The sequence below is a fragment of the Priestia filamentosa genome (assembly GCF_900177535.1).
Taxonomy (GTDB): Bacteria; Bacillota; Bacilli; order Bacillales; family Bacillaceae_H; genus Bacillus_I; species Bacillus_I filamentosa.
This window is the reverse complement of the sequence record NZ_FXAJ01000006.1, coordinates 127,602-153,508: the sequence shown is the minus strand read 5'-3', so window position 1 is coordinate 153,508 and position 25,907 is coordinate 127,602. Positions and strand designations below refer to the sequence as shown.

General features: G+C 34.6%; 22 protein-coding genes. 14 read left to right on the top strand and 8 right to left on the bottom strand.

The features are described from left to right. The first annotated feature begins 213 nt into the window (after positions 1 to 213). The gene (locus B9N79_RS20010; RefSeq protein ID WP_040060772.1) at positions 214 to 1,083 is read left to right on the top strand and encodes a YitT family protein; all 870 of its coding nucleotides are present in this window, start codon (positions 214 to 216) and stop codon (positions 1,081 to 1,083) included. A gap of 182 nt (positions 1,084 to 1,265) precedes the next feature. Here B9N79_RS20010 and B9N79_RS20005 read toward each other — a convergent pair whose 3' ends face one another. Further along, a complete protein-coding gene (locus B9N79_RS20005) occupies positions 1,266 to 2,114 on the bottom strand; it encodes a C40 family peptidase (protein WP_048896682.1) in 849 nt (282 codons plus the stop codon). A 351-nt stretch (positions 2,115 to 2,465) separates the two neighbouring features. Here B9N79_RS20005 and B9N79_RS20000 point away from each other — a divergent pair, with 351 nt between their 5' ends. The 4 genes from B9N79_RS20000 to B9N79_RS19980 all read left to right on the top strand — a co-directional run bounded on the left by B9N79_RS20000 (position 2,466) and on the right by B9N79_RS19980 (position 7,127). Further along, a complete protein-coding gene (locus B9N79_RS20000) occupies positions 2,466 to 3,152 on the top strand; it encodes a response regulator transcription factor (protein WP_019390812.1) in 687 nt (228 codons plus the stop codon). Next, on the top strand, positions 3,139 to 4,209 hold the full coding sequence (locus B9N79_RS19995) for a sensor histidine kinase (RefSeq protein ID WP_019390813.1): 1,071 nt from the start codon (positions 3,139 to 3,141) through the stop codon (positions 4,207 to 4,209). Before B9N79_RS20000 ends, B9N79_RS19995 begins: the two co-directional genes overlap by 14 nt. Positions 4,210 to 4,929: 720 nt before the next feature. Then, positions 4,930 to 5,670 (top strand): gamma-glutamyl-gamma-aminobutyrate hydrolase family protein, encoded by a 741-nt coding sequence (locus tag B9N79_RS19985; protein WP_019390815.1) that lies wholly within the window; start codon positions 4,930 to 4,932, stop codon positions 5,668 to 5,670. 452 nt (positions 5,671 to 6,122) lie between these two features. After that, positions 6,123 to 7,127 (top strand): DUF3231 family protein, encoded by a 1,005-nt coding sequence (locus tag B9N79_RS19980; RefSeq protein ID WP_040060765.1) that lies wholly within the window; start codon positions 6,123 to 6,125, stop codon positions 7,125 to 7,127. 242 nt (positions 7,128 to 7,369) lie between these two features. Here the strand turns inward: B9N79_RS19980 and B9N79_RS19975 are convergent, their stop codons facing one another. Then, a complete protein-coding gene (locus tag B9N79_RS19975) occupies positions 7,370 to 8,356 on the bottom strand; it encodes a Gfo/Idh/MocA family protein (RefSeq protein ID WP_048896683.1) in 987 nt (328 codons plus the stop codon). Position 8,357: 1 nt separating this feature from the next. Then, positions 8,358 to 9,377, bottom strand: coding sequence for a Gfo/Idh/MocA family oxidoreductase (locus B9N79_RS19970; protein ID WP_040060762.1), 1,020 nt, complete (start codon positions 9,375 to 9,377; stop codon positions 8,358 to 8,360). Between the two features lie 180 nt (positions 9,378 to 9,557). Here B9N79_RS19970 and B9N79_RS19965 point away from each other — a divergent pair, with 180 nt between their 5' ends. Continuing rightward, the gene (locus B9N79_RS19965) at positions 9,558 to 10,421 is read left to right on the top strand and encodes a MurR/RpiR family transcriptional regulator (protein ID WP_019390819.1); all 864 of its coding nucleotides are present in this window, start codon (positions 9,558 to 9,560) and stop codon (positions 10,419 to 10,421) included. Positions 10,422 to 10,604: 183 nt separating this feature from the next. Here B9N79_RS19965 and B9N79_RS19960 read toward each other — a convergent pair whose 3' ends face one another. Beyond that, on the bottom strand, positions 10,605 to 11,525 hold the full coding sequence (locus B9N79_RS19960; RefSeq protein ID WP_240516716.1) for an arginase family protein: 921 nt from the start codon (positions 11,523 to 11,525) through the stop codon (positions 10,605 to 10,607). 457 nt (positions 11,526 to 11,982) lie between these two features. Continuing rightward, on the bottom strand, positions 11,983 to 12,852 hold the full coding sequence (locus tag B9N79_RS19955) for a LysR family transcriptional regulator (RefSeq protein ID WP_040060759.1): 870 nt from the start codon (positions 12,850 to 12,852) through the stop codon (positions 11,983 to 11,985). Between the two features lie 140 nt (positions 12,853 to 12,992). Here B9N79_RS19955 and B9N79_RS19950 point away from each other — a divergent pair, with 140 nt between their 5' ends. From B9N79_RS19950 to B9N79_RS19940, 3 genes are all read left to right on the top strand, one after another. Beyond that, positions 12,993 to 13,571: a non-oxidative hydroxyarylic acid decarboxylases subunit B gene (locus tag B9N79_RS19950; protein ID WP_019390822.1), complete on the top strand. Its 579-nt coding sequence runs from the start codon at positions 12,993 to 12,995 to the stop codon at positions 13,569 to 13,571. Positions 13,572 to 13,936: 365 nt separating this feature from the next. Then, positions 13,937 to 15,364: a non-oxidative hydroxyarylic acid decarboxylases subunit C gene (locus tag B9N79_RS19945; RefSeq protein ID WP_046218104.1), complete on the top strand. Its 1,428-nt coding sequence runs from the start codon at positions 13,937 to 13,939 to the stop codon at positions 15,362 to 15,364. After that, a complete protein-coding gene (locus B9N79_RS19940) occupies positions 15,364 to 15,588 on the top strand; it encodes a non-oxidative hydroxyarylic acid decarboxylases subunit D (RefSeq protein ID WP_019390824.1) in 225 nt (74 codons plus the stop codon). The genes B9N79_RS19945 and B9N79_RS19940 overlap by 1 nt, the downstream gene beginning before the upstream one ends. 567 nt (positions 15,589 to 16,155) lie before the next feature. Here the strand turns inward: B9N79_RS19940 and B9N79_RS19935 are convergent. After that, positions 16,156 to 16,986 (bottom strand): AraC family transcriptional regulator, encoded by an 831-nt coding sequence (locus tag B9N79_RS19935; RefSeq protein ID WP_048896684.1) that lies wholly within the window; start codon positions 16,984 to 16,986, stop codon positions 16,156 to 16,158. Positions 16,987 to 17,418: 432 nt separating this feature from the next. Here B9N79_RS19935 and B9N79_RS19930 point away from each other — a divergent pair, with 432 nt between their 5' ends. The 4 genes from B9N79_RS19930 (at position 17,419) to B9N79_RS19915 (ending at position 21,885) form a co-directional block, all read left to right on the top strand. Further along, on the top strand, positions 17,419 to 18,840 hold the full coding sequence (locus tag B9N79_RS19930) for a sugar porter family MFS transporter (protein WP_040060754.1): 1,422 nt from the start codon (positions 17,419 to 17,421) through the stop codon (positions 18,838 to 18,840). An 18-nt stretch (positions 18,841 to 18,858) separates the two neighbouring features. Further along, the gene (gene iolI / locus B9N79_RS19925) at positions 18,859 to 19,719 is read left to right on the top strand and encodes a 2-keto-myo-inositol isomerase (protein ID WP_040060752.1); all 861 of its coding nucleotides are present in this window, start codon (positions 18,859 to 18,861) and stop codon (positions 19,717 to 19,719) included. A 127-nt stretch (positions 19,720 to 19,846) separates the two neighbouring features. Then, positions 19,847 to 20,884, top strand: coding sequence for a bifunctional inositol 2-dehydrogenase/D-chiro-inositol 1-dehydrogenase (gene iolG / locus B9N79_RS19920; RefSeq protein ID WP_019390828.1), 1,038 nt, complete (start codon positions 19,847 to 19,849; stop codon positions 20,882 to 20,884). Positions 20,885 to 21,021: 137 nt separating this feature from the next. Next, positions 21,022 to 21,885 (top strand): sugar phosphate isomerase/epimerase family protein, encoded by an 864-nt coding sequence (locus tag B9N79_RS19915; RefSeq protein ID WP_019390829.1) that lies wholly within the window; start codon positions 21,022 to 21,024, stop codon positions 21,883 to 21,885. 223 nt (positions 21,886 to 22,108) lie between these two features. On the opposite strand, the gene B9N79_RS19910 is transcribed toward B9N79_RS19915, so the two are convergent. Beyond that, positions 22,109 to 22,906: a DUF2935 domain-containing protein gene (locus B9N79_RS19910; RefSeq protein ID WP_085118833.1), complete on the bottom strand. Its 798-nt coding sequence runs from the start codon at positions 22,904 to 22,906 to the stop codon at positions 22,109 to 22,111. Positions 22,907 to 23,368: 462 nt separating this feature from the next. After that, positions 23,369 to 24,751 carry an NADP-specific glutamate dehydrogenase gene (gene gdhA, locus B9N79_RS19905; RefSeq protein WP_046218108.1) on the bottom strand — a complete coding sequence of 461 codons (1,383 nt, stop codon included), beginning with the start codon at positions 24,749 to 24,751 and terminating at the stop codon, positions 23,369 to 23,371. A gap of 145 nt (positions 24,752 to 24,896) precedes the next feature. Here gdhA and gltC point away from each other — a divergent pair, with 145 nt between their 5' ends. After that, positions 24,897 to 25,808, top strand: a complete 912-nt coding sequence (gene gltC / locus B9N79_RS19900) for a glutamate biosynthesis transcriptional regulator GltC (RefSeq protein ID WP_040060746.1) — start codon at positions 24,897 to 24,899, stop codon at positions 25,806 to 25,808. The last annotated feature ends 99 nt before the right edge of the window (positions 25,809 to 25,907 follow it).

Here is a 25,907-nt window from a genome sequence, read left to right as displayed (position 1 = left end):
TAGAAGATTCTGCAAAGTTTATATAAGTGATAGTTCTTCATCATTTTCAAGAAAACTGTATAGTTCCAGACGTGGTTCTAGTTTTTGGAAAAGATGAGATACTCATAAAACAAAGTATTATAAAAGGAGGATAAACAGTTAGCAAAATCATAGCATGAACACTAAAAAAGTAGACAAAAATAGAAGAAAATAGTTTGAAACGAGGACACTAACATGAACAAAATCATAAAGAGAAGGCCTAGGAAACTTAGAACAACTTCACGTATACTCTTAATAATTATCGGTGCTTTTATCACAGCATACGGTTTAGAAGCAGTTTTAATACCAAACAACGTATCAGACGGTGGTGTTACAGGGATTAGTATCGTTGGTTCACAATTTGGACTGCCACTTGGATTGTTAATTGCTATCTTGAATATTCCGTTTGTATTTTTAGGATATAAACAAATTGGAAAGAGCTTTGCGATTTATTCAGTTATTGGAATTGCTTCATTAGCAGCAGGAACAATCCTTATGCACCATGTACCAACTATTATAGATGGAGATACGTTATTAGTAACGGTTGTTGGTGGTATTATCATTGGTTTTGGAATGGGACTAGCTCTAAGAAACGGTGGTGCGCTTGATGGCATTGATATGTTAGCAGTACTGCTCTCTAGAAAATTACCTTTTGGAACAAGTGATCTTATTTTATTCTTAAACTTGTTTGTTTTTATCATTGTATCTACTGTGTTTGGCCTTCAAGGCGCTATTCTTTCTGCAATTGCTTACTTTATTGCTTCTAAAGTGATTCACATTGTTGAAGAAGGATTGAGTGGTTCTAAGACGTTCAAAATTATTACTGTTCATCCTGAATTAATGGTTGAGACAATTCGTGATCGATTAGGGCGTGGTGCAACGTATAAGCAAGCTCAAGGCGGTTATTCAAATGAAAATTTCAAAGAAATTACTTGTATTATTAACCGTTTAGAAGAAAGCAAAATGAAAGAAATTATTAATGAAATTGATGAGAATGCTTTTGTTACAGTTTATGATGTAGCAGAAGTAAAAGGTGGTAACTTTAAGAAAAATAATATTCATTAAAAAACTTACATAGAAGCTTGGTTGCTTCCATGATAAAAAGCTGGATATCTAGAAGATATCCAGCTTTTTATGTAGGTAACTAAAATTTTAAAGAAGTAGTAAAAAGGGAACATGGAAATATCTCCTTTTTCTACTAGGGATAAGGATGTCAGCCTTTATGCTTATCCTATTCTAGCTATCTATTAGTTAATAAATGATTTAGCACCAATGTAGTGTTTTTGCCAGTATGGATTGTCAAGACGAGCATATTCAACACCAGCATCTCCTGCGTGAATCATCACGTTGTTACCAAGATAAACGGCACTATGAGAAGCTCCTTGTACATTGTAAGTACCTTCGAAGAAGACAACGTCTCCTACTTGTGGTGAACTAACACGTACACCGTTATTTTTCCACATTTCACGATGTGTTCTTGACAGGTCGATACCAACTTGATCAAATACATAGTTGATAAAACCGCTGCTATCAAGACCTTTCGTTGTTGTGCCACCCCATACATAAGGTGTTCCAACTACACTTTTTGCAGCAGCAACAACAGCTGCTCTTGTACTTGATACAGATTGGTTATTTTGTGCAGGAGCAGTTGGCGTTGTAGTAGAATTAGATGTGTTTGTGTTTGTGTTTGTATTTGTATTAGAACCTGCTACAGAACCAGTTGGTGCTAATGAAAGAGCTTTAGCTGTGTTAGGTCCTACAATGCCGTCAACTGAAAGATTATGAGCAGCTTGAAATTGTCTTACAGCTTGTTCTGTGATAGATCCGAAAATGCCATCAATGTTGTATTTATAGTAGCCTTGACTATTTAATTTTGATTGAAGATCTCTAACTTGTTGTCCAGAAGCTCCTTTACGAATAAGTGATGTGCTAGTTGGTGTAGTAGTTTGTGGTTTTGCTACAGTTGTATTTGTTTGCTCTTCAGGATGTGACTTAGCAAAAGCAAAAGCATTTTCACTTAACATTGGTGTTAGCGCTAGTGATGTAACTAAAGCTGATGAAATAACATATTTGCGCACCGTACGATTTGATTTCAAGATTAAAACCCCTATCCTAAATTATAATTTTGTCTTTTAATCATATAAAAAATGGAATATTCTATGGTTTTTATATGATTATATCTCACAATTTTCTATTGTAAGTATGAATTGTTAAGATTTGATAAAGTTGTCGAATTAAAAAGAAAAAGGGTACTAAATGATTAGTTATTATGTAGGAAAAAAGAATTATTTGGAAAATGTAATCGATAATTAGCAGTAAAAGCTCCTCAATCATCTCTGTGAAAGTTCTTGAAATTTTGTATAAATGATAAGATATTATAAGATATAAGCTAATAAGATTGATAGAATTCGAACACTAGAACAAAAATATAAGGTAAGAGGGGTTATATGAGTATAAGAGGACAATCAATTTTAATTGTTGAAGATGACCCTAACATTCTAGAGATTATTAAACATTATCTAGTTTTTCATGGATATGATGTTTGGGGAGCCCAAAGTGGTGAAGAAGCAAGGAAAATGTTTTTAGAAATCGATCCCTGTTTTGTAATTCTAGATTTAATGTTGCCAGGGGAAAGTGGAGAGTCTATTTGTAGGTGGATTCGTAAGGATATGCAAAGTAACGTCCCGTTAATTATGGTGACAGCAAAAGCAGCAGAAGATGAGAGAATTCGGGGGTTACAGATGGGTGCGGATGATTACGTTGTGAAGCCATTTAGTGCCAAAGAGTTAGTCGCAAGAGTTGAAACAGTGCTCCGACGCACAGAGAATCGATGTAATAAGATTACCTATCAAGGAATCACGTTAAAACCGAATAAATTTGAAGTCAAAGTCAACACAGAGGTTATCGATTTAACTCATCATGAATTTCAACTCCTCTATTATCTCATGAGAAATCCGGATCAAATCCTTTCGCGTGAACAAATTTTAAATGAGCTGTATTCCACACAGGAGAAATTTGTGAGCTATCGAACGGTTGATGTTCATATTAGCAAAATCCGGGAGAAGCTTGGAGCGGAGAAGGGGAACTTGATTGAAACAGTGAGAGGAGTTGGATACAGGTTTGTGGCTTATTAATCAGATTCGAGAAAAGATGATTCGAAAGTGGGTTGCTTTAAATATAGGAGTAACAGGATTGGTCATTGGAATCATTGGTTTTTCTGTTAAAGAACTAGCATGTCGTAAATTTAATGAATATGCTAGTTCAAGTCTTCATGCTCAACAATTTCGAAAAAGTATAGGAGAGGATCTTTTTAACGCTGGTTTGCTAACTTTAATTTTAGCTGTACTCATTCATTTATTTTTTGCCAAAAAGATTCTTAATCCTCTCAATCAACTATCACATACTACAAAGGAATTGGATGAAACGATAGATTCTCCTTTTCCTACTCATTTAAAAGATGAAATAGGACAGATAGCGAACAGACTAAACGAAATAACCAATCAAGTAAGTCATTTGCATAAACAGAAAAATCAAATGATGGTTGATCTTGGTCATGAGTTACGAACGCCGCTCACAACCCTAACAGGCTATCTCGAAGGCCTTGAAGAAGGCGTTTTTGTACCAAATGAACAAGTTTATTCTATTTTAAAGAAGGAATGCTTTCAGTTAACACACCTTGTGAATAAAATACAAGAACTGCATCAGTGGGAAAGTGGTCGGAAGAGCCTAGATCGTTATTGGATTGAGTCAGGAAGAGCCCTTCAATCAAGTATAGAGCCATTTCAAAATGAAATGAATAAAAGGGATATTGAACGCGTAATACAAGTGGAATCAGCTACTTTATACTGTGATTCAAATGCGTTACATACTGTAGTCTCACATATATTTGATAATGTTGTAAGATATAATATTGGAAAAAAGGTGATTGTAAAGGGAAAATCTTATCGAGACAATTATGTTATTTCAATCTCAAATCAAGGAATGCCTATTCCAAAAGAAGCTGAAAAGCAATTATTTGATCATTTTTTTAGAGTAGAAAATTCGAGAAATCGAGAAACAGGCGGATTTGGGCTTGGGCTATCTATTGCAAAAGAAATTGTTCATCAGCTAGGTGGAGAGATAGGGTTTTATAGTAGAAGTGGTTTTCATACTTTTTGGTTCACTATTCCAATTGAAAAAGAAGGACATTAATCTATCTCTTATAACTAATAAAGAATATTGGTTGGAGTTAAGAAGGAACTTTTTTGTATGTGTTTTCTCCTAGTGAGACTCTCAAAACGGACAGGATAGAATTTTTATCTCTTGAGGTGGATAAAGAAGGGTGAACAAGCTGGAGACTAAGATTCTAGAAACGTGGTTAAGAATTCCAAGATGGGTAAGGCTTTTTACACTTAGTGTTATTACAATCCTTGTCATCTTTGTAGCTTTATTTAAAGGAATAGAAGCTTTATTTTATATCGAAACACTAAGTTTCGGGAAAATACTTTTTTGTTTAGGAATAGCACTTTTTTTCTTATTTATACTTTATACTTTTTCTACAAAAGGTTAGGATAATTCAATGCCTTGTGAATCTAATAGAAATCGGAGAAGACCCACCATTCTGGAGAATGGTGGGTTATTAATTTCGTCTAAAAACGCTATTAATAATGAATATAATGCTCATTACAACAATCCAACAAATTAAAAAGCGGCTCATCTCATGAAGTAGCCAGATTCCCGTAAAATTTATATTCTTTGTCATTTTTAGAGCAGCATACATAAAGAAGATTGTTAAGAGTAGATCTAATGTTTTGTTGAGTAATCCTAAGAGTTATCTTTAGAAGAGATTGTAAAATGTTTCTGTGTTTTATCTCTTAAGCCTGAGGGTATATTTACACAAAGCTAATTAACCATGAAAGGAGATAAAATAAGATGAGGAAATCTAGACCTGTTATTGGTATTTCAAGTTCGGTTACAATTCATAATGGTCTTCCAAGTGTTCATTTGCATCAGAAATATGTGGATGCAGTTATTGAGGCAGGGGGCCTTCCGATAATCATTCCGGTGGGAGACAAGGAAATGGAGGAAGAATGGGCTTCATTGTGTGATGGTATTCTTCTTAGTGGAGGAGAAGACGTTGATCCTCAATCATACGATCATGAACCTGATCCGGAGCTTGGAAAAGTCAATGAAAATCGGGATAAAACAGAGATGGGTCTAATAGAGTATGCACGCAAAGAAAAGAAACCAATCCTTGCGATTTGCAGAGGGATAGCGGTGCTTAATGCGGCATTAGGCGGTGATATTATTCAAGATATTGAAAAGAATAATGAAGAGGCGATCAAACATTATCAAGAAGCCGCAAGACCGCAAGCTACCCATGAAATAGAAGTTGAAGAAGGAAGTAGACTGTATAAAATCATGGAGAACAATTCTAAAGTTCGGGTAAATAGTATGCATCATCAGGCAATTGGCGAGGTAGCCTCAAATTTAAAAGTTGTTGCTCGTGCTTCTGACGGTGTGATTGAGGGAGTCGAAGGGAAAGAACAAGATCCACTTCTCCTAGGGGTACAATGGCATCCGGAAGAGATGGCAAGTGAAAATCAGCTTATGGCTAATTTATTTGAAGAGCTTGTGAATGAATGCAGAAAAAAGAATAAAGTAGAAGCTTAAGGAAGCTAGGAATATAAGAAATAGAGTTAAAAAGAGTAGCGGATGTGATAGCGCTACTCTTTTTGATTTGCTATAAAACGATGCACACTAGAAAATTAATTTTACCTGCTGCTGTTAGAGTGTTTTAAAAAATTGTTTTTATGTTGAAACCTATTGTGGACTGTTGATCATCGTGAATATGCTAAAAATGCTTCAGGATAAGAGTGTATAAAGTAAGATACATAAGCAGAAAGTAATAACAAATTAAGAATAGAAGAAGTTTAGAGATGTTACATAAAGTCTTGGATGCGCAATTTCGTATTTGGATCGTTCTTTCCACTTCTTCTTATAGATACAAAAGAAATCTACATATAAGTAAACATCCTTAGTTTGCTCGTACAATCCAATGTATATATCTTAGTATGTAAATTAAGATATTCAATTAAGAAGTTTAACTTTCAGGAGGAGTCAGAATGAGCAGTTCACAACATCCACCCATTACATCAGCGGAGCTAGCAACGTTATGGATGACTTATCAGGAAAAAACGATGATCCTGAGGTTTTTAGACTATTTTCTTAAATACAATGAAAATGATCAGCAATTACTTCAACTTCATTATGACAGAGCAGTTAAAAGCTTAGATTTTATCAACACTGTTTTCCAAGCTGAAGGAGCAGCTATTCCTACTGGGTTTACTGAGAATGATGTAAATAAAGAAGCGCCTAAACTATATGATTTTATGTTTGATATTATGTATTTTCGATTGATAGCTCAAATCGAGACTGGTCTTTTTGCTCTTTATTCGAATATGTCCTATCGTGAAGATATACGACAGTTTTTTAAACGTCTAACTACAGAAGCTCAAGAGCTGTATGATCAGTCAACTCACTTGTTAATGGAAGCAGGTGTAATTTCTCGACCTCCATATGTTTCCATGCCAAAGGAGGTTCATTTTGTGAAAGATATAAACTATATGGATGGTCTGAAGTGGATAGGTGAAAAAAGATCTCTTAATACGATAGAAGTTTCCCTTATTCAACACGCTATTGATACGAACCTTGTAGGAATGCAATTAATGATCGGATTTGCTCAAGTAGCAAATGAGCAAAAGGTACGAAAATACTTTGTTAAAGGAATGGAATTATCAAAAAAAATTGAAACAGAGTTAGGCGATATATTACGACATAGTTATATTGAACCGCCTGCAACACATGCTGGAAAAGCAACAACTTCAACAGTTGCTCCTTTTTCTGATAAATTGATGATGTATACCGCTGGTTTGTTAAGCACATTTGGTCTCGGTAGCAATGCACTAGGAGGCGCATTTAGTTTGCGTAGTGATTTACCAGTAAAGCTGTTACAACTTGGAAAAGACATTTACAACTTTGCAAAAGAAGGCGGAAAAATTATGATTCAACAGGGCTGGATGGAAGAGCCTCCTCAGATTGAAGATCGAAATCAATTGACAAAAGGATAATGGGAAACGTATCACACTATTAATAAGGTGAATGGCTCCTTATATACTTTAAGAAATAAATACTTTATAATCCCTAAACCTAACGGATCCCTATGTTTTGATACGGAAACTCCGTGTTATGTGAACAAAAAAATTAGGTATTATAAAGTAAGACAGGGTTTCTATGCAAGGAAACTCTGCCTTTTTGTTTTTAAATTATTGACTTAAATCCATATCAATAGTCAAGTTCTAAGTTAAAACTATTATTTATTAGAGCTAAATACAAGATTTGCCGATCGTTTGGCCTGCTCGAGAACATTCATGACTTTCTCGCTATGTTCTAACATATTTGTAACTTTCTCCAAATCGCGTTCTTTAATAATACGTTCAAATTCAACAAATTCATCATACATTCGATGCCAATGGTCTGAGAGGTCTACTTGAATAGGTGCTTGCTTATTGAGGGAATAATCAAAGCATTGTATGTTATTTGCTGAATTAGCCATGTGTATGTAGCCTTTATTCCCTTGAATATTCATTGCATTGGGAGCTGTACTGTCTTTGGAACCTATACAGACACACTTGAAATTACCATAATCCATCAGCAATATGCCTGATGTATCAATCTCCCTTTCGATATTCGCCCAATACTCCACTTTCTTAGGACTTCCAAAGAAACCAACAACAAGATGAATATTATATAAATTAATATCCATTAAGGCTCCACCGGACATTTCCGGGTTAAAGGCCGGATGAATTTCTCCTGCTTTGAAAGCCTCATATCTCGATGAATATTGAGAATAATTACACTCCACTATTTTGATATCTCCAAGCTTAGGTAAGTAATTTTTCATAGATAAATAGTTTTTCATATATTGATTTGTAATAGCTTCCACTAAAACCAATTCTTTTTGCTGAGAAATCTCTTTCAGTTCAAGAAATTCTTGTAGAGTAGAAGTGAATGGTTTTTCACAAATCACATGCTTTCCGTTTAATAAAGCTTCTTTGGCGTATGAATAATGAAGGTGATTGGGAAGCCCAATGTAAATTGTATCTACATCATCATTTTCAAGCATTGTACCATAATCAGAATAAGTATGGGTGAATCCATATTTCTTTTGAAAAGACAGCAATTTTTCTCCATGACTAGGTTTTGAACTGATTGCCTTTAACGTAATCGTAGGGATGTCATGAATAAAGCTCAATAAATCCTCAACAATCTTTCCAGCCCCAACAATCCCTAAATTCATCTCAGCTGCACCCCTCTATGCCTTTTTCAAGTATCTCCATAACCGCTATTGTTTCTTCGTCTTTCACAACTTTTTCTTTACCATGTACGATTGCCTGATAAATATCATCATACACTCGAGCATAATCACCTTTTTCAGAGACTACTTTCTCCTCATGGTAGCTGTCGTTATCATCTAAGTACGTTAGAATGCCATAATGAGAAGGAGAATCAACCCCAAAATTGTCATGGCCTTTTGGATGATAAAATAATTTAAGATGTTCTTCCTGACGATCTTCCGTTTCCTTCACGAACACACCCTTTTTCCCGTATACAACAAAACTTGGACGCCCTTTTAAACGGAAAAAGCTTGATTTAATCGATACTTTGAGTGAAGAATAATAAAAGTCTACGTCAAAGTAATCATTCATTCTTCCAGCCCCCAACAATTGACGAACATCGTAATGAATGCTTTCTGGTGTCCCAAAATAGGATAAAGCTTGGTCGATCGTATGAACGCCATGTCCATATAAAAAGCTGTTATATTTCGAAAAATGGTCAGTAGCATTCGGTGTGTGTGGTCGGTAATAATCATAATTCATTTCCACCTCTAGCAAATCTCCAAGTTTACCAGACTGGATAACTTTTTTTGTTGTAAGAAAATCTGAGTCATATCGTCTATTCTGATAGCATTGAATCACGAGATTTTTCTCATTAGCATATTGGAAGATGGATACTGCTTCGTCTTTCGTTAACATGAAAGGTTTCTCAACAAGCACATGTTTCCCATGATCAAGCGCCATTTTTGCGAAATGATAATGGGACTCGGTATGTGTACACACAACAATTAATCCAATCTCATCATCATTCATTAATGTAGTGATATCATCTGTGTACAGAACATCAGGAACTCTCTCCCACTCTTTTTTGTCTAGGTTACGAGCATATATCGTTTTCACTTTCAAATAATCTCTATTTAATGAAAAAGGAAGATGATAACGGTTTGTACTTTTACCATTTCCAATGTATCCTATGGTTAGCATTCTAACCCCTCCTTAAGCTTCTTTTCATTTATTATAGAAGAAGAAAGCCCTCTGTAAAGGTTTTACAACCACATTGGTATATTGGATCACTTTATGATGCATATTACATTTTATTTTTGAACAAAATGTTTATTTTATAGTCCTACTTAACGTTATTTTAACTAAACCGGGGTGAGCCTTTTGAAAATACTAATGCAATTATCAGAAATGCATAACTTTACACCAAACGAGAAAAGCATTGCTTCTTATATTTTGATACATAGAGAAAGTATACTTCACTTAAATATTCAAGAACTTGCTAAAGTTACATATACCTCGCATTCAGCGGTGAATCGCTTAACACATAAACTCGGTCTAAGTGGCTTTAAAGAGTTCATTATAAAACTAGCCCAAGAATTCCAACAAACCGCGGATATTCCCAATGTGGATTCAAACTATCCGTTTAGTCTAGAGGCATCTTCACTTCAAGTGGCAAAAGATATTGCGGAATTAATGAAGGAAACGATCGAAAAAAATGTTTCGTTTATGGATGATAACTTGCTGTCACAAACGGCTCAACTGCTATATCAATCTGAAAGAATTTTTATATATGCTTCAGGGGATTCACAAATCCGAGCGAAAAGTTTTCAAAATAAGTTAATCAAAATTAACAAATATCCAATCATTGCTACTGAACTTTCTGAATGGGCTCATCATACTGTCAATCTTACGAAGCATGATTGTGCTATTTTCTTAACCTATCACGGAAAGTCATCTAGCTATATGAAAGCTGCTCAACATTTTTTAAACAAAAATATACCTTTTATAACGATTTCATCAACTAGTCAAAATGATTTAGCAAAACTTAGTACGATTTTTATACAGGTTCCTAATGATGAAGAGAAGTTCGCTAAGATCGGTACATTTTCTTCCCAAATTGCCTTTGAATATGTGTTAAATGTTATTTACTCCTGTATCTATAAAATCGACTATATGAAAAATAGGAGAAATTCAATAGACTTCTTGGAGCAGTTACACGCCAATGATGTGCTAAATGATATATAGAATACATTTAATTTTCTATCTCTATGCTAATCAAAAATGCTCTAACCCTTACTTAAGGAATAGAGCATTCTTAATTAGTTATGCATGAGTTTCTTTATTCGAGCGTTTATTTTCTATATAGATAAAAAAGCGTAATTGGATGGTTCTATGGGCAACATTCTAGTTTGGCTTTTATCTTAATGTTTAGAAAATCCAGTTATAAGGAGCTTTATCCTTTTTATTAATATCTCCTAGTAAAGGAAGTCGCTGCAACATGTTTTGTAAGTTATAAGCATCCCATGGAAAATGTTCTGTAATTCCTAGTCCTACAACATCATAAGCTTTTGCTACATCTTGAAGTAAGCGTATAATCGTCTCTATACTAGAACCTGTTGGAACTTGTTCTTTCATTTTTTCATAAGTAGCTGGATTGGCCATTAAAAGGGAGCGAAATTCTCTTAAATCGAGAACATCTAAGTCAAAGTGAACGATAACCTTAGAAGGTTTGCGTGAATCCAGCCAGTGAAGTACCTTTGAACTGTCTTCTTTAATATCATCTGGAGTGGCAATATCTATATTCATATCTTGTAACGGTTTAGAGTTAAGTGCCTCTATCATATCGTTCAACCCTACAAATAATACCTGTTCTGGTTTAAATGGACGTGGGACTTCTGCAACAAATTCCTTATCCCCGACACCCAACAAATTAGCAAGTACATGAGCATGGTGGTTTGGAAAATCCTCAGGAATTGAAACGTCAGGGTGTGAATCCACCCATAACAGAGCAGTTTCTCCATCATATCTCTCGTTTAAGTATGCAAAAGGAGCGAGTTCTACACCACAATCTCCACCAAGAATGATAATACTATCAGGACTGTGCTTTTGAATTAAACTTTTGGCAGAACGTGTTTGAGTTAATAAGGCACTCTTAGCAACAATACCTTGCTCTATTTCAAGGCTTGAATCTAAATCAATAGGTACTTCTTCAAATGGTCCATTCGTTTTAGGAGCAAGCCAGTTTAACAAATGAGCTCCAAGTACGTACGGAGGATTGTTTCCACCTTGCCATTGTGGCATTAGTAATCGAAGAGTCTTCCTTTTTGCTGCCTCTTTATGTTTTTTCACTTAGCATCCTTCCTTTCAAATGTATAAGAACTATGTAACAAATAATAAACCCTATAGTAACTATAGGGTCAATGGTGAACTATTTTTTTAGTACTTTCAATATGACATTTAGTAGAAAAAGAATAATTAACGGAGTTCTTTATCGAGATGAGTAGGATTCTTAAGTGTCTTCTCAAACAAATGTTGAATTCCATATAGCAGAAATGCTTTATAAAAAACATAAAGAAAAAACTTCAAATTATTGAATCGAATTTCTCGAAAGATCAAGATTTTTAGGGATTTCTAATTTTGCTGTTCATGTAGCGCACATTTAATGGAAGTGCCTCACATCTTAGTTGTCTATTCCTTTTCGTTTAATGTACTTTTTTCACCGCAATATTAATTATTCCACCTATAGATGTTTGTAACGAAAAATTGAACTTCAATAATATCTTTTTTTAAAAGGTAGTAACTACCTTTAAAATAATTGCAAAAATTCCCTTGCTGAAGCTGACAAGTAACTATTGGCTCTCCAAACTAACGCAGGCTCTGATATCCATGGATTATCTTGAATTGAGATAATGTTATATTCCTTATTTAATCTTTTACTTACCATAGATAATGGCAATATCGTTGCTCCAAATCCCATTTCTACTAAATTTAACAACATAGCAGAGTCATGACACTCACATAAGATATTTGGAGTTAAATCTAATTGTTGAAATGCGTGAATAATTTGATCAAATAATCCAGTTCCTTCTGTAGGTCTTAATAATAGGAGAGGAATCTCAGAGATCTCCTGTATGGTTATCGTTTTTTCGTCTAACTTATAATCAGTAGGTACAATTAATACACATGGATCAGTGTCCAATTTCTTCATCTCAACATCTTTTTGGGAAAACGGCCCACCTGTAATAGCAATATCAATCTGTCTGTTCTTTAGTAAATTCATTAAATGGGTAGAGTTACCTTCCCAAATATTAAAAGTGATATGTGAATATTGCTGACGAAACTTATTTAAGGTAGAAAGTAAAATAGGTGCACAATAAATTGTAGATCCTACTGAAAGGGTGCCACTTATTTCTTCACTGAATTCCTTAACTTCTAAAATTGCCTCTTCCATTCCATGTAGTAAACGCTTTGCTTTTTGGAGGAATAGTTCTCCTTGAGGAGTAAGAGTCACTTTTTTCTTTTTATTTCGATCGAATAAAATGACACCCAATTCTTCTTCCATCAATTTTAATTGCCGGCTAAGGGGTGGTTGAGCCATATGGAGATGTTCCGCTGCTTTAGAAATTGTCCCTTGTTCTGCAATAGCTATAAAATAACGTAATTGTCGAATGTCCATGTTTACCCTCCAAAAATATAATATATCATTTAAGTATTATATATAAACAATACAGATATTATCAATATAATAAACAGAGGTGTATAATTATTTCTACAAGCAACAATAGACTAACAATGATAGAAGAAGGAGAAATACAAATGAAAGTAATTGTAGGGATGTCAGGAGCCACCGGAGCTATTTTTGGAATTCGCCTTTTGGAGATTCTTAAAAACACAGAGATAGAGACTCATTTAGTCATGTCTTCATGGGCATCCGCAACTATCCGAGTGGAAACGCCTTACACAGCGAAGGAAGTTGAAAAATTGGCTGATTATACTTATTCTTATAAAGATTTAGGAGCCAAAATTTCTAGCGGGTCTTTCCAAGTGGATGGGATGATTGTTGCTCCCTGTAGTATGAAAACATTAGCCTCTATTCGGATGGGGTTAGCAGATAATCTTGTAACACGTGCAGCTGATGTTATATTAAAAGAACGGAAAAAGCTGTTATTATTAACACGTGAAACTCCCCTTAATGATATCCATCTTGAAAACATGTTGGCGTTATCACGTATGGGAACAATGATTTTCCCTCCAATGCCTGCTTTTTATAATCATCCGGAAAATATTGATGATTTAATTAATCATATTGTATACAGAGCATTAGATCAGTTTGGTATTCATCTATCAGACGCAAAAAGATGGGATGGAATACAAAAAGTAGAGAATAAAAACTAGACTGGGTTGGATTAGTATATCAAAAAGAAGCTTTCTTATTCTTTTAAAGGTATGCTATCCATTTTAATTGAGTGAAATGAATAGTTGAGAGAGGGTTAGTCATGAGCTGTAGAGACTAGCCTTTTTTATTTGTAGTAAAATCAATAAATAATAGAATGAGATGAAGAGTTATCTGGGAAGGTGAATTCCCTTTATATAACAAAGAGAAAGTAGTACTTACTTAGAAAAAGGTTTATAATATACCCTTTTTATATATAATGCATACATAATAGATATTTCTCATATTAAAAATACAAGAGTATAATCATCTTTGTAAGATAAATTAAGCAAGGTAAAGGAATAATGCAACGTAGGAGGAATACTTAATGGCTTACAGAGATTTAAGAGAATTCTTAGATTTACTCGAATCAGAAAACCAATTAGTTCGTATTAAAGAAGAAGTTATGCCTGAACCAGATTTAAGTGCGATTGGACGTTCTGCTCCAGACGTAGAGAATGCACCGGCCGTTCTTGTAGAAAACATAAAAGGTTATAAAACACCTGTTGTTTTAAATGTTCATGGTTCGTGGCAAAATCATGCTTTAATGCTTAACATGCCGAAGGATACACCGGTTAAAGAACAATTTTTTGAATTAGAAAAAATCTGGGATCGGTATCCGATTAAGCCAGTTTGGGTTGATAAGAAAGAGGCACCAGTAAAAGAAGTTGTAATTGAAGACGATATTAATCTATTTGATGTTTTACCTTTGTTCCGTATCAATGAATTTGACGCTGGGTTCTATCTTTCAAAAGCTTTAATTGTAAGTAAAGATCCTAATAAACCAGAGAGTTATGACGAACAAAATGCTGGTACTTATCGTATCCAAGTGAAAGGTAAAGATAAAGTAGGTATTCAACCTCTTCCATTCCACGATATTGCTGTTCATCTAAACCATGCTGAAGAAAAAAATGAACCCCTCCCAATTGCTATTTGCTTAGGGAACGATCCCGTATTAAGCTTTATGGCTAGTACACCAATTGAATATGCTCAATCTGAATATGACTTTGCTGGAGCTTTAAAAGGTGAGCCCATTGAATTAACAAAAAGTGAGAATGGAAATTTAGATATCCCAGCACGTAGTGAAATTGTGTTAGAAGGTTATATCATGCCTCGTGAAAGAGAAATTGAAGGACCTTTTGGTGAGTTTCCAGGAAGTTATTCAGGTGCTCGCTTACAACCAGTGGTGAAAATCACTAAAATCACTCATCGCCAAAATCCTGTCTTCGAAAATCTATACTTAGGTATGCCGTGGACTGAAATTGACTACTTAATGGCATTAAATACAAGCTTACCACTATATAAACAATTAAAACGAGACTTCCCAGAAGTTGAAGCTGTAAATGCAATGTATACCCACGGTATTGGAACGATCGTTTCTACAAAATCTCGTTTCGGTGGATATGGTAAGGCAGTGGCTATGAGGTTATTATCTACTCCTCATGGAATGCCTTATACAAAAATTGTCATCATTGTTGATGAATTTGTTGATCCGTTTAATCTAGAACAAGTGATGTGGGCTTTAACAACTCGTGTTCGTCCAGACAAAGATGTTTTTAAAGTTCCATATGCACCTGGTATGCCATTAGATCCATCTTCCGAGCCTGCTGGTATGCATACGAAGCTAATCATTGATGCTACGACTCCAGTTGCGCCTGACTTTGCTCGAGACACTGAGCTATTAGGAGTTCCAGAAAAAGCAAATGAATGGTTAGAAACGATTCGAAACTTAGTTAAAGAAGGAGGAAATAAATAATGAAATGTCCAAGATGTGATTCTGAAAAAGTAAGTTTATTAACTAAAGCCCCTGTTGATGATGCTTGGGAAGTATATATTTGTGACACTTGTACTTTGTCATGGAGAAATACGGAAAGTGATAACATCACTGATCCAGAAAAATATGATAAACGTTTCAAACTGAATCCTGCTGAATTCAAAGAATTGGATCAAATTCCTCCAATTCCTGAGTTGAAAAAATAATCGTTGAAATAAAAAGGATCCCTATTTATTTTCTAAATAGGGATCCTTTTCAATCTATAAATAGAATCTAGAGAATATTAATCTTGCATAAAGGACTATCTCTTTTGCCGATGTGGAAGCTGGGCGAGTCCTACTCTGCGTATTCTTGAAAACTATGGGGTTCAACGAGCTATTGAAGAAATGAATAAGTGACAAGAACAAATAAAGGTGATTTGTACCATGTTAGGAGCTCGATTAGTTCCTGAGTTATAAAGCGGTAAGGAATGGTATGAAGTAAGGGGAATAGACGTAATTAAAGCATTCAAAACGTATTAGTTTATAAACTAAAAGATCAAATCAGAAAGAAAAATGAATGTTCTTGATAAGAAACAGGACTAAATCAAAGGAGTATAACAGGGAATTTTGAAAGATTGAATACATACGAGTTAGGATAGAGAAAACTTGTCAAAAACCAGGCTTTTTCCCTTTATATAAAAATTTTAAAAAATAAAAAGGGAGAAGGCAACAGGTTATTCAGAACCAGAGAGCATATGCCTTCTCTACAGAATCAATCATTTCATTTTCTATCTAAAACTGAAGTTCTCTAAATCTTCTTGGTGATAGGTCGCTATGTTTTTTGAATGTTGTGACAAAATAAGAGACACTATTGAAACCGCAGGTGAACGCTATTTCCTTGACGGATAAATTCGTATTATATAGTAAGTTTTTTGCATTATTAATTCGATAGTTAATTAAGTATTGATATGGTGAAGCATTCATATGTTTTTTGAAGACTCTAGAAAAATGATAAGGGCTTAATTGAACGTGTTTTGCTATATCGTCTAAATTGATATCCTCACTATAATGATTTTCAATGTAAAGAATAGCTTTTTGGACAATTTCTTCTACGGATTGTGTTGCCTGGTTAGAGATTTCATTTAATTCACACAGAATCTTCTGGACAATAATTGAAGCTGCATGTTCATCTACTTTGTTTTTTTCCATCATTGTGAGAATATGATTCATACAACTTTTTATATTCCAGTTGTTATCAAGTGAATAGACACATCCGTTTCGATTAAAAAGCAGTTCAAAATAGTCTTCACTTGAGTTTCCCGTAAAGTGAAGAAATTCAAATTCTGTATCTTCTAGTGCTGCATACAAGTGAGGTTTCTGACAGTCAAGAAAGATAAACATATTCTCTGTTGCTAGGAATTCTTGGTTTTTGTAGTGAACTTTCATTTTCCCTTTCTTTACATACAGGAATAAATGCTCACCAAATGTATTTCTTTTCGTTTCATAAGCATCTGAACAATAATAAGAACCTGCATTTGTGATATGATAAAGCGCTTTCTTAGCGAATTTGCTTGGTGTATGAAAAAACGCTTTCGAATTTGCTAAAACCCCTTTTTCTCCCATATGAATTCCCCCTTATTATTAGCAATATTATTAAATAAAGAAGAAAAAAGCAATATTGTTAAAAAGAATAGCAATTTTTCTAAAGAAGTGAGCAATTTTTTTTAATGACCTTTTATTCACAGTTTAATAGAATGAGTTTATAACAGCAATAATTATACAAAGGGGATAAAAAAGTGGAAATGAGAGATGGTTTAGGTAATGAAATAAGCATGAAAAAGGCGCACATAATTCTAAACTTTTATAGAAAGTGAAAGCGCTTTTAACTTATTTGTTATTCATTACTAATCTCGCACACCGTAAAAAACGATTGAAAGTGAGGATAAAAAGACTGAAATTTGAAATCGATTTCATTTATTGGATGGGGATAAAATGCAGAAGTTTTATTACAAGCTAAGTTGACCAAGGTAACTTAAATACTTAAGGAGAATTATCATGGATAAACAAGGAAGGCAACATTCATTTTTGCGTACGATTATCCTGATCTCTACATTTGGTGGACTCCTTTTTGGATATGATACAGGGGTTATCAATGGAGCATTACCATACATGTCGAGAGCTGATCAGTTAAACCTTAACTCTTTTACACAAGGTCTTGTAACAAGTGCTCTTCTCTTTGGAGCCGCATTTGGAGCTGTATTTGGTGGTAGATTATCAGACTATAACGGACGTCGTAAAACGATTTTATATTTAGCAGTATTATTTTTTGTTTCTACAATTGGGTGTGCTTTATCTCCGAATGCTATAATTATAGTTATTTTTCGTTTCTTGCTAGGACTTGCTGTAGGGGGAGCATCTGTAACAGTACCAACATATTTAGCTGAGATGTCTCCTGCTGAAAGTCGCGGGAAAATGGTTACCCAAAATGAATTGATGATTGTGACAGGACAACTTTTAGCTTTTACCTTTAATGCAGTTATCGGAAATGTGTTAGGAGAGCATCCACACGTTTGGCGCTATATGTTACCTATTGCTGCAATTCCGGCTCTTCTTCTATTCTTCGGTATGTTTAGAGTACCTGAGAGTCCACGTTGGCTCGTATCAAAAGGAAAAAAAGAAGATGCTTTGCAAGTTCTTCAAAAAATACGCACAAAGGAACGAGCAAATTCTGAGTTGCAAGAAATTGAGAACGCTTACGTTCAAGAATCAAAAATGGACAAAGCAACGTTTAAAGATTTAACAGTTCCATGGGTGCGTCGCGTAGTTTTTCTTGGAATTGGGATTGCTGTTGTACAGCAAATTACAGGTGTGAACTCCATTATGTATTATGGGACTAAAATTTTGCAAGATGCAGGTTTTCAAACCGAGGCAGCTCTTATTGGAAACATCGGAAATGGAATGGTATCTGTTGTAGCTACAGTTGTAGGGATTTGGTTACTTGGCAAAGTAGGACGCCGGCCGATGCTTATAACTGGTCTAGCCGGTACAACAGTAACATTGTTACTTATTGCGATATTCTCTATTACACTTAAGGGTTCAGAGATTCTTCCATATATCGTTTTGGCATTAACAATTACGTTTCTTGCGTTCCAGCAAGGAGCCATCTCTCCTGTAACATGGCTTATGCTTTCAGAAATATTCCCTTTAAGGTTAAGGGGATTAGGGATGGGCGTAACTGTATTTTGCTTGTGGGGAGTTAACTTTCTTGTCGGATTAACATTTCCAGTATTACTAGACAGTATTGGTTTATCTTCAACATTTTTTGTTTTTGTAGTTTTAGGAATAGGAGCCATAACGTTTGTTGCAAAATGTTTGCCAGAAACGAAAGGGCTTACACTTGAAGAGTTAGAACAAGGCTTCCGTAGCTATAGCAGTGGAAGTTCTAAAGTCTTAAATAACAATAAAACAATTGGATAAGAAATGGAGAGGATTAATATGAAATTATGTTTTAACGAAGCAACAACATTAGAAAATTCTAATCTTATAAAAGACTTAGAGTACTGCAATAAGCATGGATACGATTATATTGAAATTCGCACAATGGATAAATTACCAGAATACTTGGAAAACCATTCAATCGATGATTTAGCAACTTTTTTTAAGACAAATCATATTAAACCATTAGCTCTTAATGCTTTAGTATTTTTCAATAATAGAACAGAAGAAGAGTATAAGGGGATTATTGAGGAATTTAAAGGTATGCTCGAAACAGCTCAAAAGATTGGTGCTCAATATATTGTAGCTGTTCCATTAGTAACAGAACAAAAAATATTAAAAGATGAAATTAAAGACAGTTGTGTAAAAGTATTAAATGAACTATCAAAAATGGCTGAGCCATTTGGCATCAAAATAGCAGTTGAATTCGTAGGGCATCCTCAATGCACAGTAAATACATTTGAGCAAGCTTATGATATTGTGCAAACAGTTGATCGTGACAATGTAGGATTAGTGTTTGATTGCTTCCATTTCCATGCAATGGGATCAAACCTAGAAGAATTTAGAAAAGCAGATATTAATAAAATCTTTATCGTCCACATTGATGATACAGAGGATTTCCCTATCGGCTTCTTAACAGACGAAGATAGAGTTTGGCCTGGACTAGGGGCTATTGATTTAGATGGCATCTTTTCAATCTTAAAAGAGAAGGGCTATGATGATGCCGTCTCTGTGGAATTATTCCGCCCAGAATATTACAAATTAGATGCTGAACAAGCAATTAAGACAGCAAAAGATACAACGATTAAAGCTGTCTCAAAACATTACAGTTATGAAGGAAAAGAATCGTTTTCTTTATAGGATAGAGAATTCAATTTCGTAACAACTTCAGACTTAAAAGCTCCTGTTTTTGGAGCTTTTGAGAACCAAGAGGGGATTTTTTGAAAAGTTTATCAAATAATTATGAAACTAAAGGAGGCCATATAGGATGGTTTTAAAAATAGGGGTTATTGGCACAGGAGCAATTGGACAAGATCATATTCGAAGAATTACAAACAAATTATCAGGTGGGAAAATCGTTGCTGTTACTGATGTTAACAAAGAACAAGCAAAAGCAATTGTAGAAACTCAAAACCTTGATGCAAAAATTTATGATGATGGTCATGAGTTAATTAAGGCAGAAGAAGTTGATGCAGTTGTTGTTACTTCTTGGGGGCCTACGCATGAAGAGTTTGTATTAGCAGCTATTGAAGTTGGAAAGCCAGTATTTTGTGAAAAACCTCTTGCTATTACTGCTGAGGGTTGTAAAAAAATTGTGGAAGCAGAGATTGCTACAGGTAAATCATTAGTACAAGTTGGCTATATGCGTCGTTACGATACAGGATATCGCGCATTGAAGAATGTAATTGAAAGTGGAAAAATTGGTGAACCATTAATTGTTCACTGCGCACATAGAAACCCTACAGTTCCTGACACATATACAGGAGATATGGCAATTGTTGATACATTTATTCACGAAATTGATGTATTGCGTTGGTTACTAAATGATGATTATGTATCTGTTCAAATCGTTGCACCTCGAAAAACAAGTAATGCATTAGAACACCTGCAAGATCCACTCATTGTTTTATTAGAAACAAAACAAGGTATCCGAATTAATGCTGAGATTTTCGTGAACTGCCAGTACGGATATGATATTCAATGTCAAGTCGTAGGAGAAACAGGCATCGCAAATTTACCTGAACCTTCAAGTGTCGTTTTACGCAGTGAAGCAAAATTATCTACGGAAATTTTAGTGGATTGGAAAGACCGTTTCATTGATTCCTACGATACGGAACTTCAAGATTGGATTAATTCAACGCTTAAAGGCGAAGTAAATGGACCAACAGCTTGGGACGGCTACGTTGCTGCTGTTACTTCAGATGCTTGTTTAGAAGCGAAAGAGTCAGGAAATATTGTGCAGATTTCTTTAGAAGAACGCCCTGAATTTTATAATAAAAATTTAGTTGTTGTAGAAAAAATCTAATAGTAGGAAGCACAACTGCTACTATATTTAGAATAAATAAGCGTTTATAGCAAAATAGTTTGATAATAAAAAACATGAATAAAGCCCTAGTGTATATGAGTATGCTTTGAGCTTATAAGGGAAAGGGGAAATTTACATTGCGTTTAGCTTATGATCCATCACATTATCGTGACAATACAAACTTAAAAGATACAATTGATACGGTTGCAAGATTAGGATATGAATATGTAGAATTATCTCCACGTAAAGATTTTATTTGGTTTTATGAGTATCCAAAAGTAGACAAGGCATTAATTAAAGACTTAAAACGTTATTGCAGTGATGCAGGGGTTAAAATCTCATCTGTTCTACCTGTTCAACAGTGGTCCTCTCCAAATGAGGAAGAACGACAAGCCGCAGTTCGAAACTGGAAGAGATGCATCGAAATCACATCTGAATTAGGTGTAGATCTAATGAATAGTGAATTTAGTGGGGATATAAGTCGTCCTGTTGAAAGTGAAGCTGCTTTTGTAAAGTCAATGGAAGAACTTATGCCTATTTTTGAAAGAGAAGGAATTAACTTAAATCTTCAGTCTCACCCGAATGACTTTATTGAGTTAAATACAGAAGCTATTCGTATGATTCGAGCTTTAGATAAAGACTGGATCAAGCTTGTTTATTCTGTTCCTCATGCTTTCTTTTATGATGATGGGATTGGTGATGTTGAGCAACATCTTGAGGAAGCAGGTGACTTGCTTGCACATGTTCTGATTGCCGATACGCTGAATCATAAAGCAGCATTTGGATTACGCTATATCGTCAATCCACCAGATGCAAAGGTAACCATTCACCAGCACTTAAATCCTGGTGAAGGGGAAATTAATTTTGAGGCATTATATCGAAAACTAAGAGAGATGAAATTCGATGGAATTGTAACAAATGCTGTATTTGCTTACCCTGACCGTCCTGAATGGTCAAATGAAGTTACGTTGAAATCGATTAGAGAAGGATTACATATTTAATTTCTTTTATAGTTAATTTTTAAGAGTTAGATATGTAATAGTAATAAGATTAAAAAGGCACTTTCTCCTTAATAAGGAGAAAGTGCCTTTTTAATTAAGAACGACAAGTATAACTTAAAACATATTGATAAGGACATAGAACGTATTAAGAAGGAACAGTGTTTTGTTACTCGAAACACGAATAAAGTTCTATATTGGACTTTGACTACTCTAATAGAGAACTTCAATTATTTTGATTTTTTAATTTTGCTTCAAACATATCAATAATATGTAGAAACCTTTCAGCTTCACGGAAAGTATGATCTGCTAGAAGTGGATGAATAATACTTTTAATTCTACATTCTTCGATGAGCTCTCTCGCAGTCTTTTTGAAATCCCGAAGAGAGGTTACGGAAACTCGGTTTTCATCAAGAAATTGATCAAGAAGAGGAACAGTTTGGGACTGTGGCTTCATAGATTCCAAATCTCTGGCTTGAAAAACTAATTGATCAAAGTCATTACTGAAATTTCTGGCCATATCTACCAATTTTCTTTCTGAGGGATCAAGGAGATGGCCTATAAATTTGGCATGATCAGCCATAATTCTTAGAAAGAATACGTTTTCTTTAATAATAGCATCAGCAAGGGGCTTTAATTTTCCCTCATTTAGCTCCATTAATCGTTTTCTAAAATAGTTAGCTTCTCTGCTAATATGATCAACTAAAAGAGGAAAGTTGTTTGCGCCTGGCATTTGACAGTTTAAAATTAAACCTAAGACTTTTCTTTTAAAAGCAAATATTCCTGTTGCTACTTGTTGAACTTCTGAATTGAACCTTTTCATGTGTGTAGGATCTATTTGATTCGTAAATGAATGTGCTCTTTGTTCTATTTGTTCAAATAGATGATAGAATTGATTTGCTTCTTGAATTAATTGAGTATCTTCTGCTCTAAAACCTAATCTAAGAAATAAAGAATGTTCTTTCATAATTCTTGACCAAAAACGAATTTCATCTAAAGATTTCTCTACAAATCCATTAGTCACCCTTATTCCCCCTAAGACTTAAAATCAAATTCAATTTCATACTATTCAAGTTTGAGGGGAGATATACGTGCCTTTCTGAGGGTGCTGAAGGATATTTTTATGAACCTTATCTCATGTGTGAAGGCCTTTTTCAGTAGCTTATTCTATTGCTTTGGCGTAGATGATATATTAGGTCATTAATATAGGAATCTTGATTTGAGTAATGTCTGAAAATACGATGTCTTTAGTATCTTCTTCTCCTATATCTATCAATTTCTAAAGGAAAGTCTCTCTTATACAAAAAGCATATTAACTTTCCATTGAATTATCCATCTAGCCCTTCATTTAAACAATAAATCTTGCTTTTGCATTCAATATATATTTCAACAATCTTTTTACTTACAATAACGGACACCAATTAGTGACCGTTATTGTATAGTACTTTATTTTTTTCTACTTATAATCATACGTGGGGCTTATCTTTTATATAACACCTTGGTCAAGCATTGCATCAGCAACTTTTAAAAATCCTGCAATATTAGCACCAACAACAAGATTTCCTGGTGCATCATAATCTTTTGAGGCTTTCATACTCTTGCTATAAATATCTTTCATGATGTCTTGTAATTTCATATCTACTTCTTCTTGGGTCCAAGCTAGTCTCGAACTATTTTGTGCCATTTCTAGCGCAGAGACTGCAACCCCACCTGCATTTGCTGCTTTAGCAGGAGCAAATAAAACGTTATGAGCGATAAAAGTATTGACAGCTTCTTGGGTAGAAGGCATGTTTGCACCTTCGCCAACGGCCTTAACCCCATTTGCAACTAATAATTTTGCTGAATCTTGACTTAACTCATTTTGTGTTGCACATGGTAATGCAATATCACATGGAATTGCCCAAATACCTGAACATCCTTCTTGATATATAGCATCCTGATGTTCTTTAATATACTCAGAGATTCTTGCATTTTTTACTTCTTTTAATTGTTTAACAGTATCTAAATTAATTCCATTTCGATCGTAAATATATCCGCTTGAATCACTGCATGCTACTACTTTTGCGCCAAACTGTATTGCCTTTTCCATTGCGTAAATTGAAACATTTCCCGAACCAGATACAACAACTGTACTATCCTTAAAACCTAATCCCTGATCTTTAAGCATTTCCTCTACAAAATATACCGTCCCATATCCTGTTGCTTCTTTTCGGCCTAAGCTTCCCCCATAACCAATACCTTTTCCAGTTAGAACACCTGCTTCATAAGCTCCTTTTAATTTTTTATACTGTCCGAACATATAACCAATCTCTTTAGCTCCTACTCCTATATCTCCAGCGGGAACATCAATATTTGGACCAATATGTCTACTAAGCTCTGTCATAAAGCTCTGACAAAAGCGCATAATCTCTAGATCAGATTTACCTTTTGGATCAAAGTCAGAACCGCCTTTTCCACCGCCAATTGGCTGTCCTGTTAATGAGTTTTTGAAGATTTGTTCAAAGCCGAGGAATTTTATAATGCTTGCATTAACAGAAGGGTGAAATCTTAGTCCGCCTTTATAAGGCCCAATAGCACTACTGAATTGAACGCGATATCCACGATTTACTTTTATGTTCCCTTTATCATCCACCCATGGAACTCTAAAAGTAATCATTCGCTCAGGTTCAATCATTCTTTCTAGTACGGCTTGGTTAATATATAGTGGATTTTTCTCCAAAACAGGTATTAAAGAATCAAGTACTTCTTTAACAGCCTGTTGAAACTCCCATTCGTTTGGATTTTGTATTTGTACACTGTTGAATAAACGATTCACAAAATCTTTTACAATCCTTGTTTGATTCGCTTCTCCTGTTTCCATTACTTTCATAAATGTTCAACCCCTAAAAATTTTAAAATTGGGAAAATTCCTTTTCTTAAATGTGTTTTCATTCTATAATTTTATAATTAATAGTTTCAATACTAATTTCCGATGAAATCAATGCGCTAAGCGCATTAAGATGGAGTGACTAAACATGGAGACAAGGCAAATTCAATATTTCTTAGAGGTTGCAAAGAGGGAACATGTAACAGAAGCAGCAGATGTCTTACATGTTGCTCAATCCTCTGTTAGCAGACAAATTTTTAATTTAGAAAATGAATTAGGTGTCAAACTTTTTATACGTGAGGGAAGAAGAGTGAAGTTAACTCCTTTAGGTAGAATCTTTTTTGAACGGATGAAACAAGTATGGAATATGATGGAGGATGCAAAGAGAGAAGTAGAAGAACATTTAAATCCTGAAAGAGGAATCGTTCGAATTGCGTTTCCAATTAGTATGGCTGCTCATACATTACCATCCATCATTTCTTCTTTTCGCACTCGGTACCCGGAGGCTAAATTTCAAATGAGCAATGCCCTTTATTATGATCTAATAGATGGTGTTATAACTGGTGAATTTAATTTGGCTATGATTGCACCAATGCCTGATCAGGAAAAAGAGAAGAAAATTAAAGGAGCTACTTTATTCACAGAAAATATAGTTGCGCTCATTCCTATTCGTCATCCGTTATCTGATCGAAAATCAATTAGATTAAGAGAGTTAAAAGATGATCCATTCTGTGTCCTTCCTGAAGAGTTTATATTTCGTAAACAAGTTGTTGAAGGATGTAATGATGCAGGGTTTTCACCACAAATTGCATTTGAAGGAAAAGATATTGATGCATTAAAAGGATTAGTCTCTGCAGGGCTAGGTGTAGCATTAATGCCAGAGATGACCTTGATAGATAATACCCCTCGGTCTACCGTTATGATTCCCATATCAGATGCGAATCTTACGAGAACAGTCGGAGTGATCTACCCAACACAACGCAAACTATTGCCAACTGAATCTTTATTTTATGATTTTCTACTTGAAACTTACGAAAGGTTAAATGAATTTAGAGAGTAAAAAAAGAGAGTTATTCTTAGTTCCAGTTGTTTATTTTTAAATATACACAACGTTCCCTTTTCATGTACATAATATAAAAATCCAAGAAAAAAAGGTTCA

Coding starts and splice junctions, on each gene's coding strand:
- B9N79_RS20010 (WP_040060772.1), top strand. CDS start 214: ATGAACAAAATCATAAAGAGAAGGCCTAGGAAACTTAGAACAACTTCA.
- B9N79_RS20000 (WP_019390812.1), top strand. CDS start 2,466: ATGAGTATAAGAGGACAATCAATTTTAATTGTTGAAGATGACCCTAAC.
- B9N79_RS19985 (WP_019390815.1), top strand. CDS start 4,930: ATGAGGAAATCTAGACCTGTTATTGGTATTTCAAGTTCGGTTACAATT.
- B9N79_RS19980 (WP_040060765.1), top strand. CDS start 6,123: ATGAGCAGTTCACAACATCCACCCATTACATCAGCGGAGCTAGCAACG.
- B9N79_RS19975 (WP_048896683.1), bottom strand. CDS start 8,356: ATGAATTTAGGGATTGTTGGGGCTGGAAAGATTGTTGAGGATTTATTG.
- B9N79_RS19970 (WP_040060762.1), bottom strand. CDS start 9,377: ATGCTAACCATAGGATACATTGGAAATGGTAAAAGTACAAACCGTTAT.
- B9N79_RS19955 (WP_040060759.1), bottom strand. CDS start 12,852: ATGGACATTCGACAATTACGTTATTTTATAGCTATTGCAGAACAAGGG.
- B9N79_RS19950 (WP_019390822.1), top strand. CDS start 12,993: ATGAAAGTAATTGTAGGGATGTCAGGAGCCACCGGAGCTATTTTTGGA.
- B9N79_RS19945 (WP_046218104.1), top strand. CDS start 13,937: ATGGCTTACAGAGATTTAAGAGAATTCTTAGATTTACTCGAATCAGAA.
- B9N79_RS19940 (WP_019390824.1), top strand. CDS start 15,364: ATGAAATGTCCAAGATGTGATTCTGAAAAAGTAAGTTTATTAACTAAA.
- B9N79_RS19935 (WP_048896684.1), bottom strand. CDS start 16,986: ATGGGAGAAAAAGGGGTTTTAGCAAATTCGAAAGCGTTTTTTCATACA.
- B9N79_RS19930 (WP_040060754.1), top strand. CDS start 17,419: ATGGATAAACAAGGAAGGCAACATTCATTTTTGCGTACGATTATCCTG.
- iolI (WP_040060752.1), top strand. CDS start 18,859: ATGAAATTATGTTTTAACGAAGCAACAACATTAGAAAATTCTAATCTT.
- iolG (WP_019390828.1), top strand. CDS start 19,847: ATGGTTTTAAAAATAGGGGTTATTGGCACAGGAGCAATTGGACAAGAT.
- gdhA (WP_046218108.1), bottom strand. CDS start 24,751: ATGAAAGTAATGGAAACAGGAGAAGCGAATCAAACAAGGATTGTAAAA.
- gltC (WP_040060746.1), top strand. CDS start 24,897: ATGGAGACAAGGCAAATTCAATATTTCTTAGAGGTTGCAAAGAGGGAA.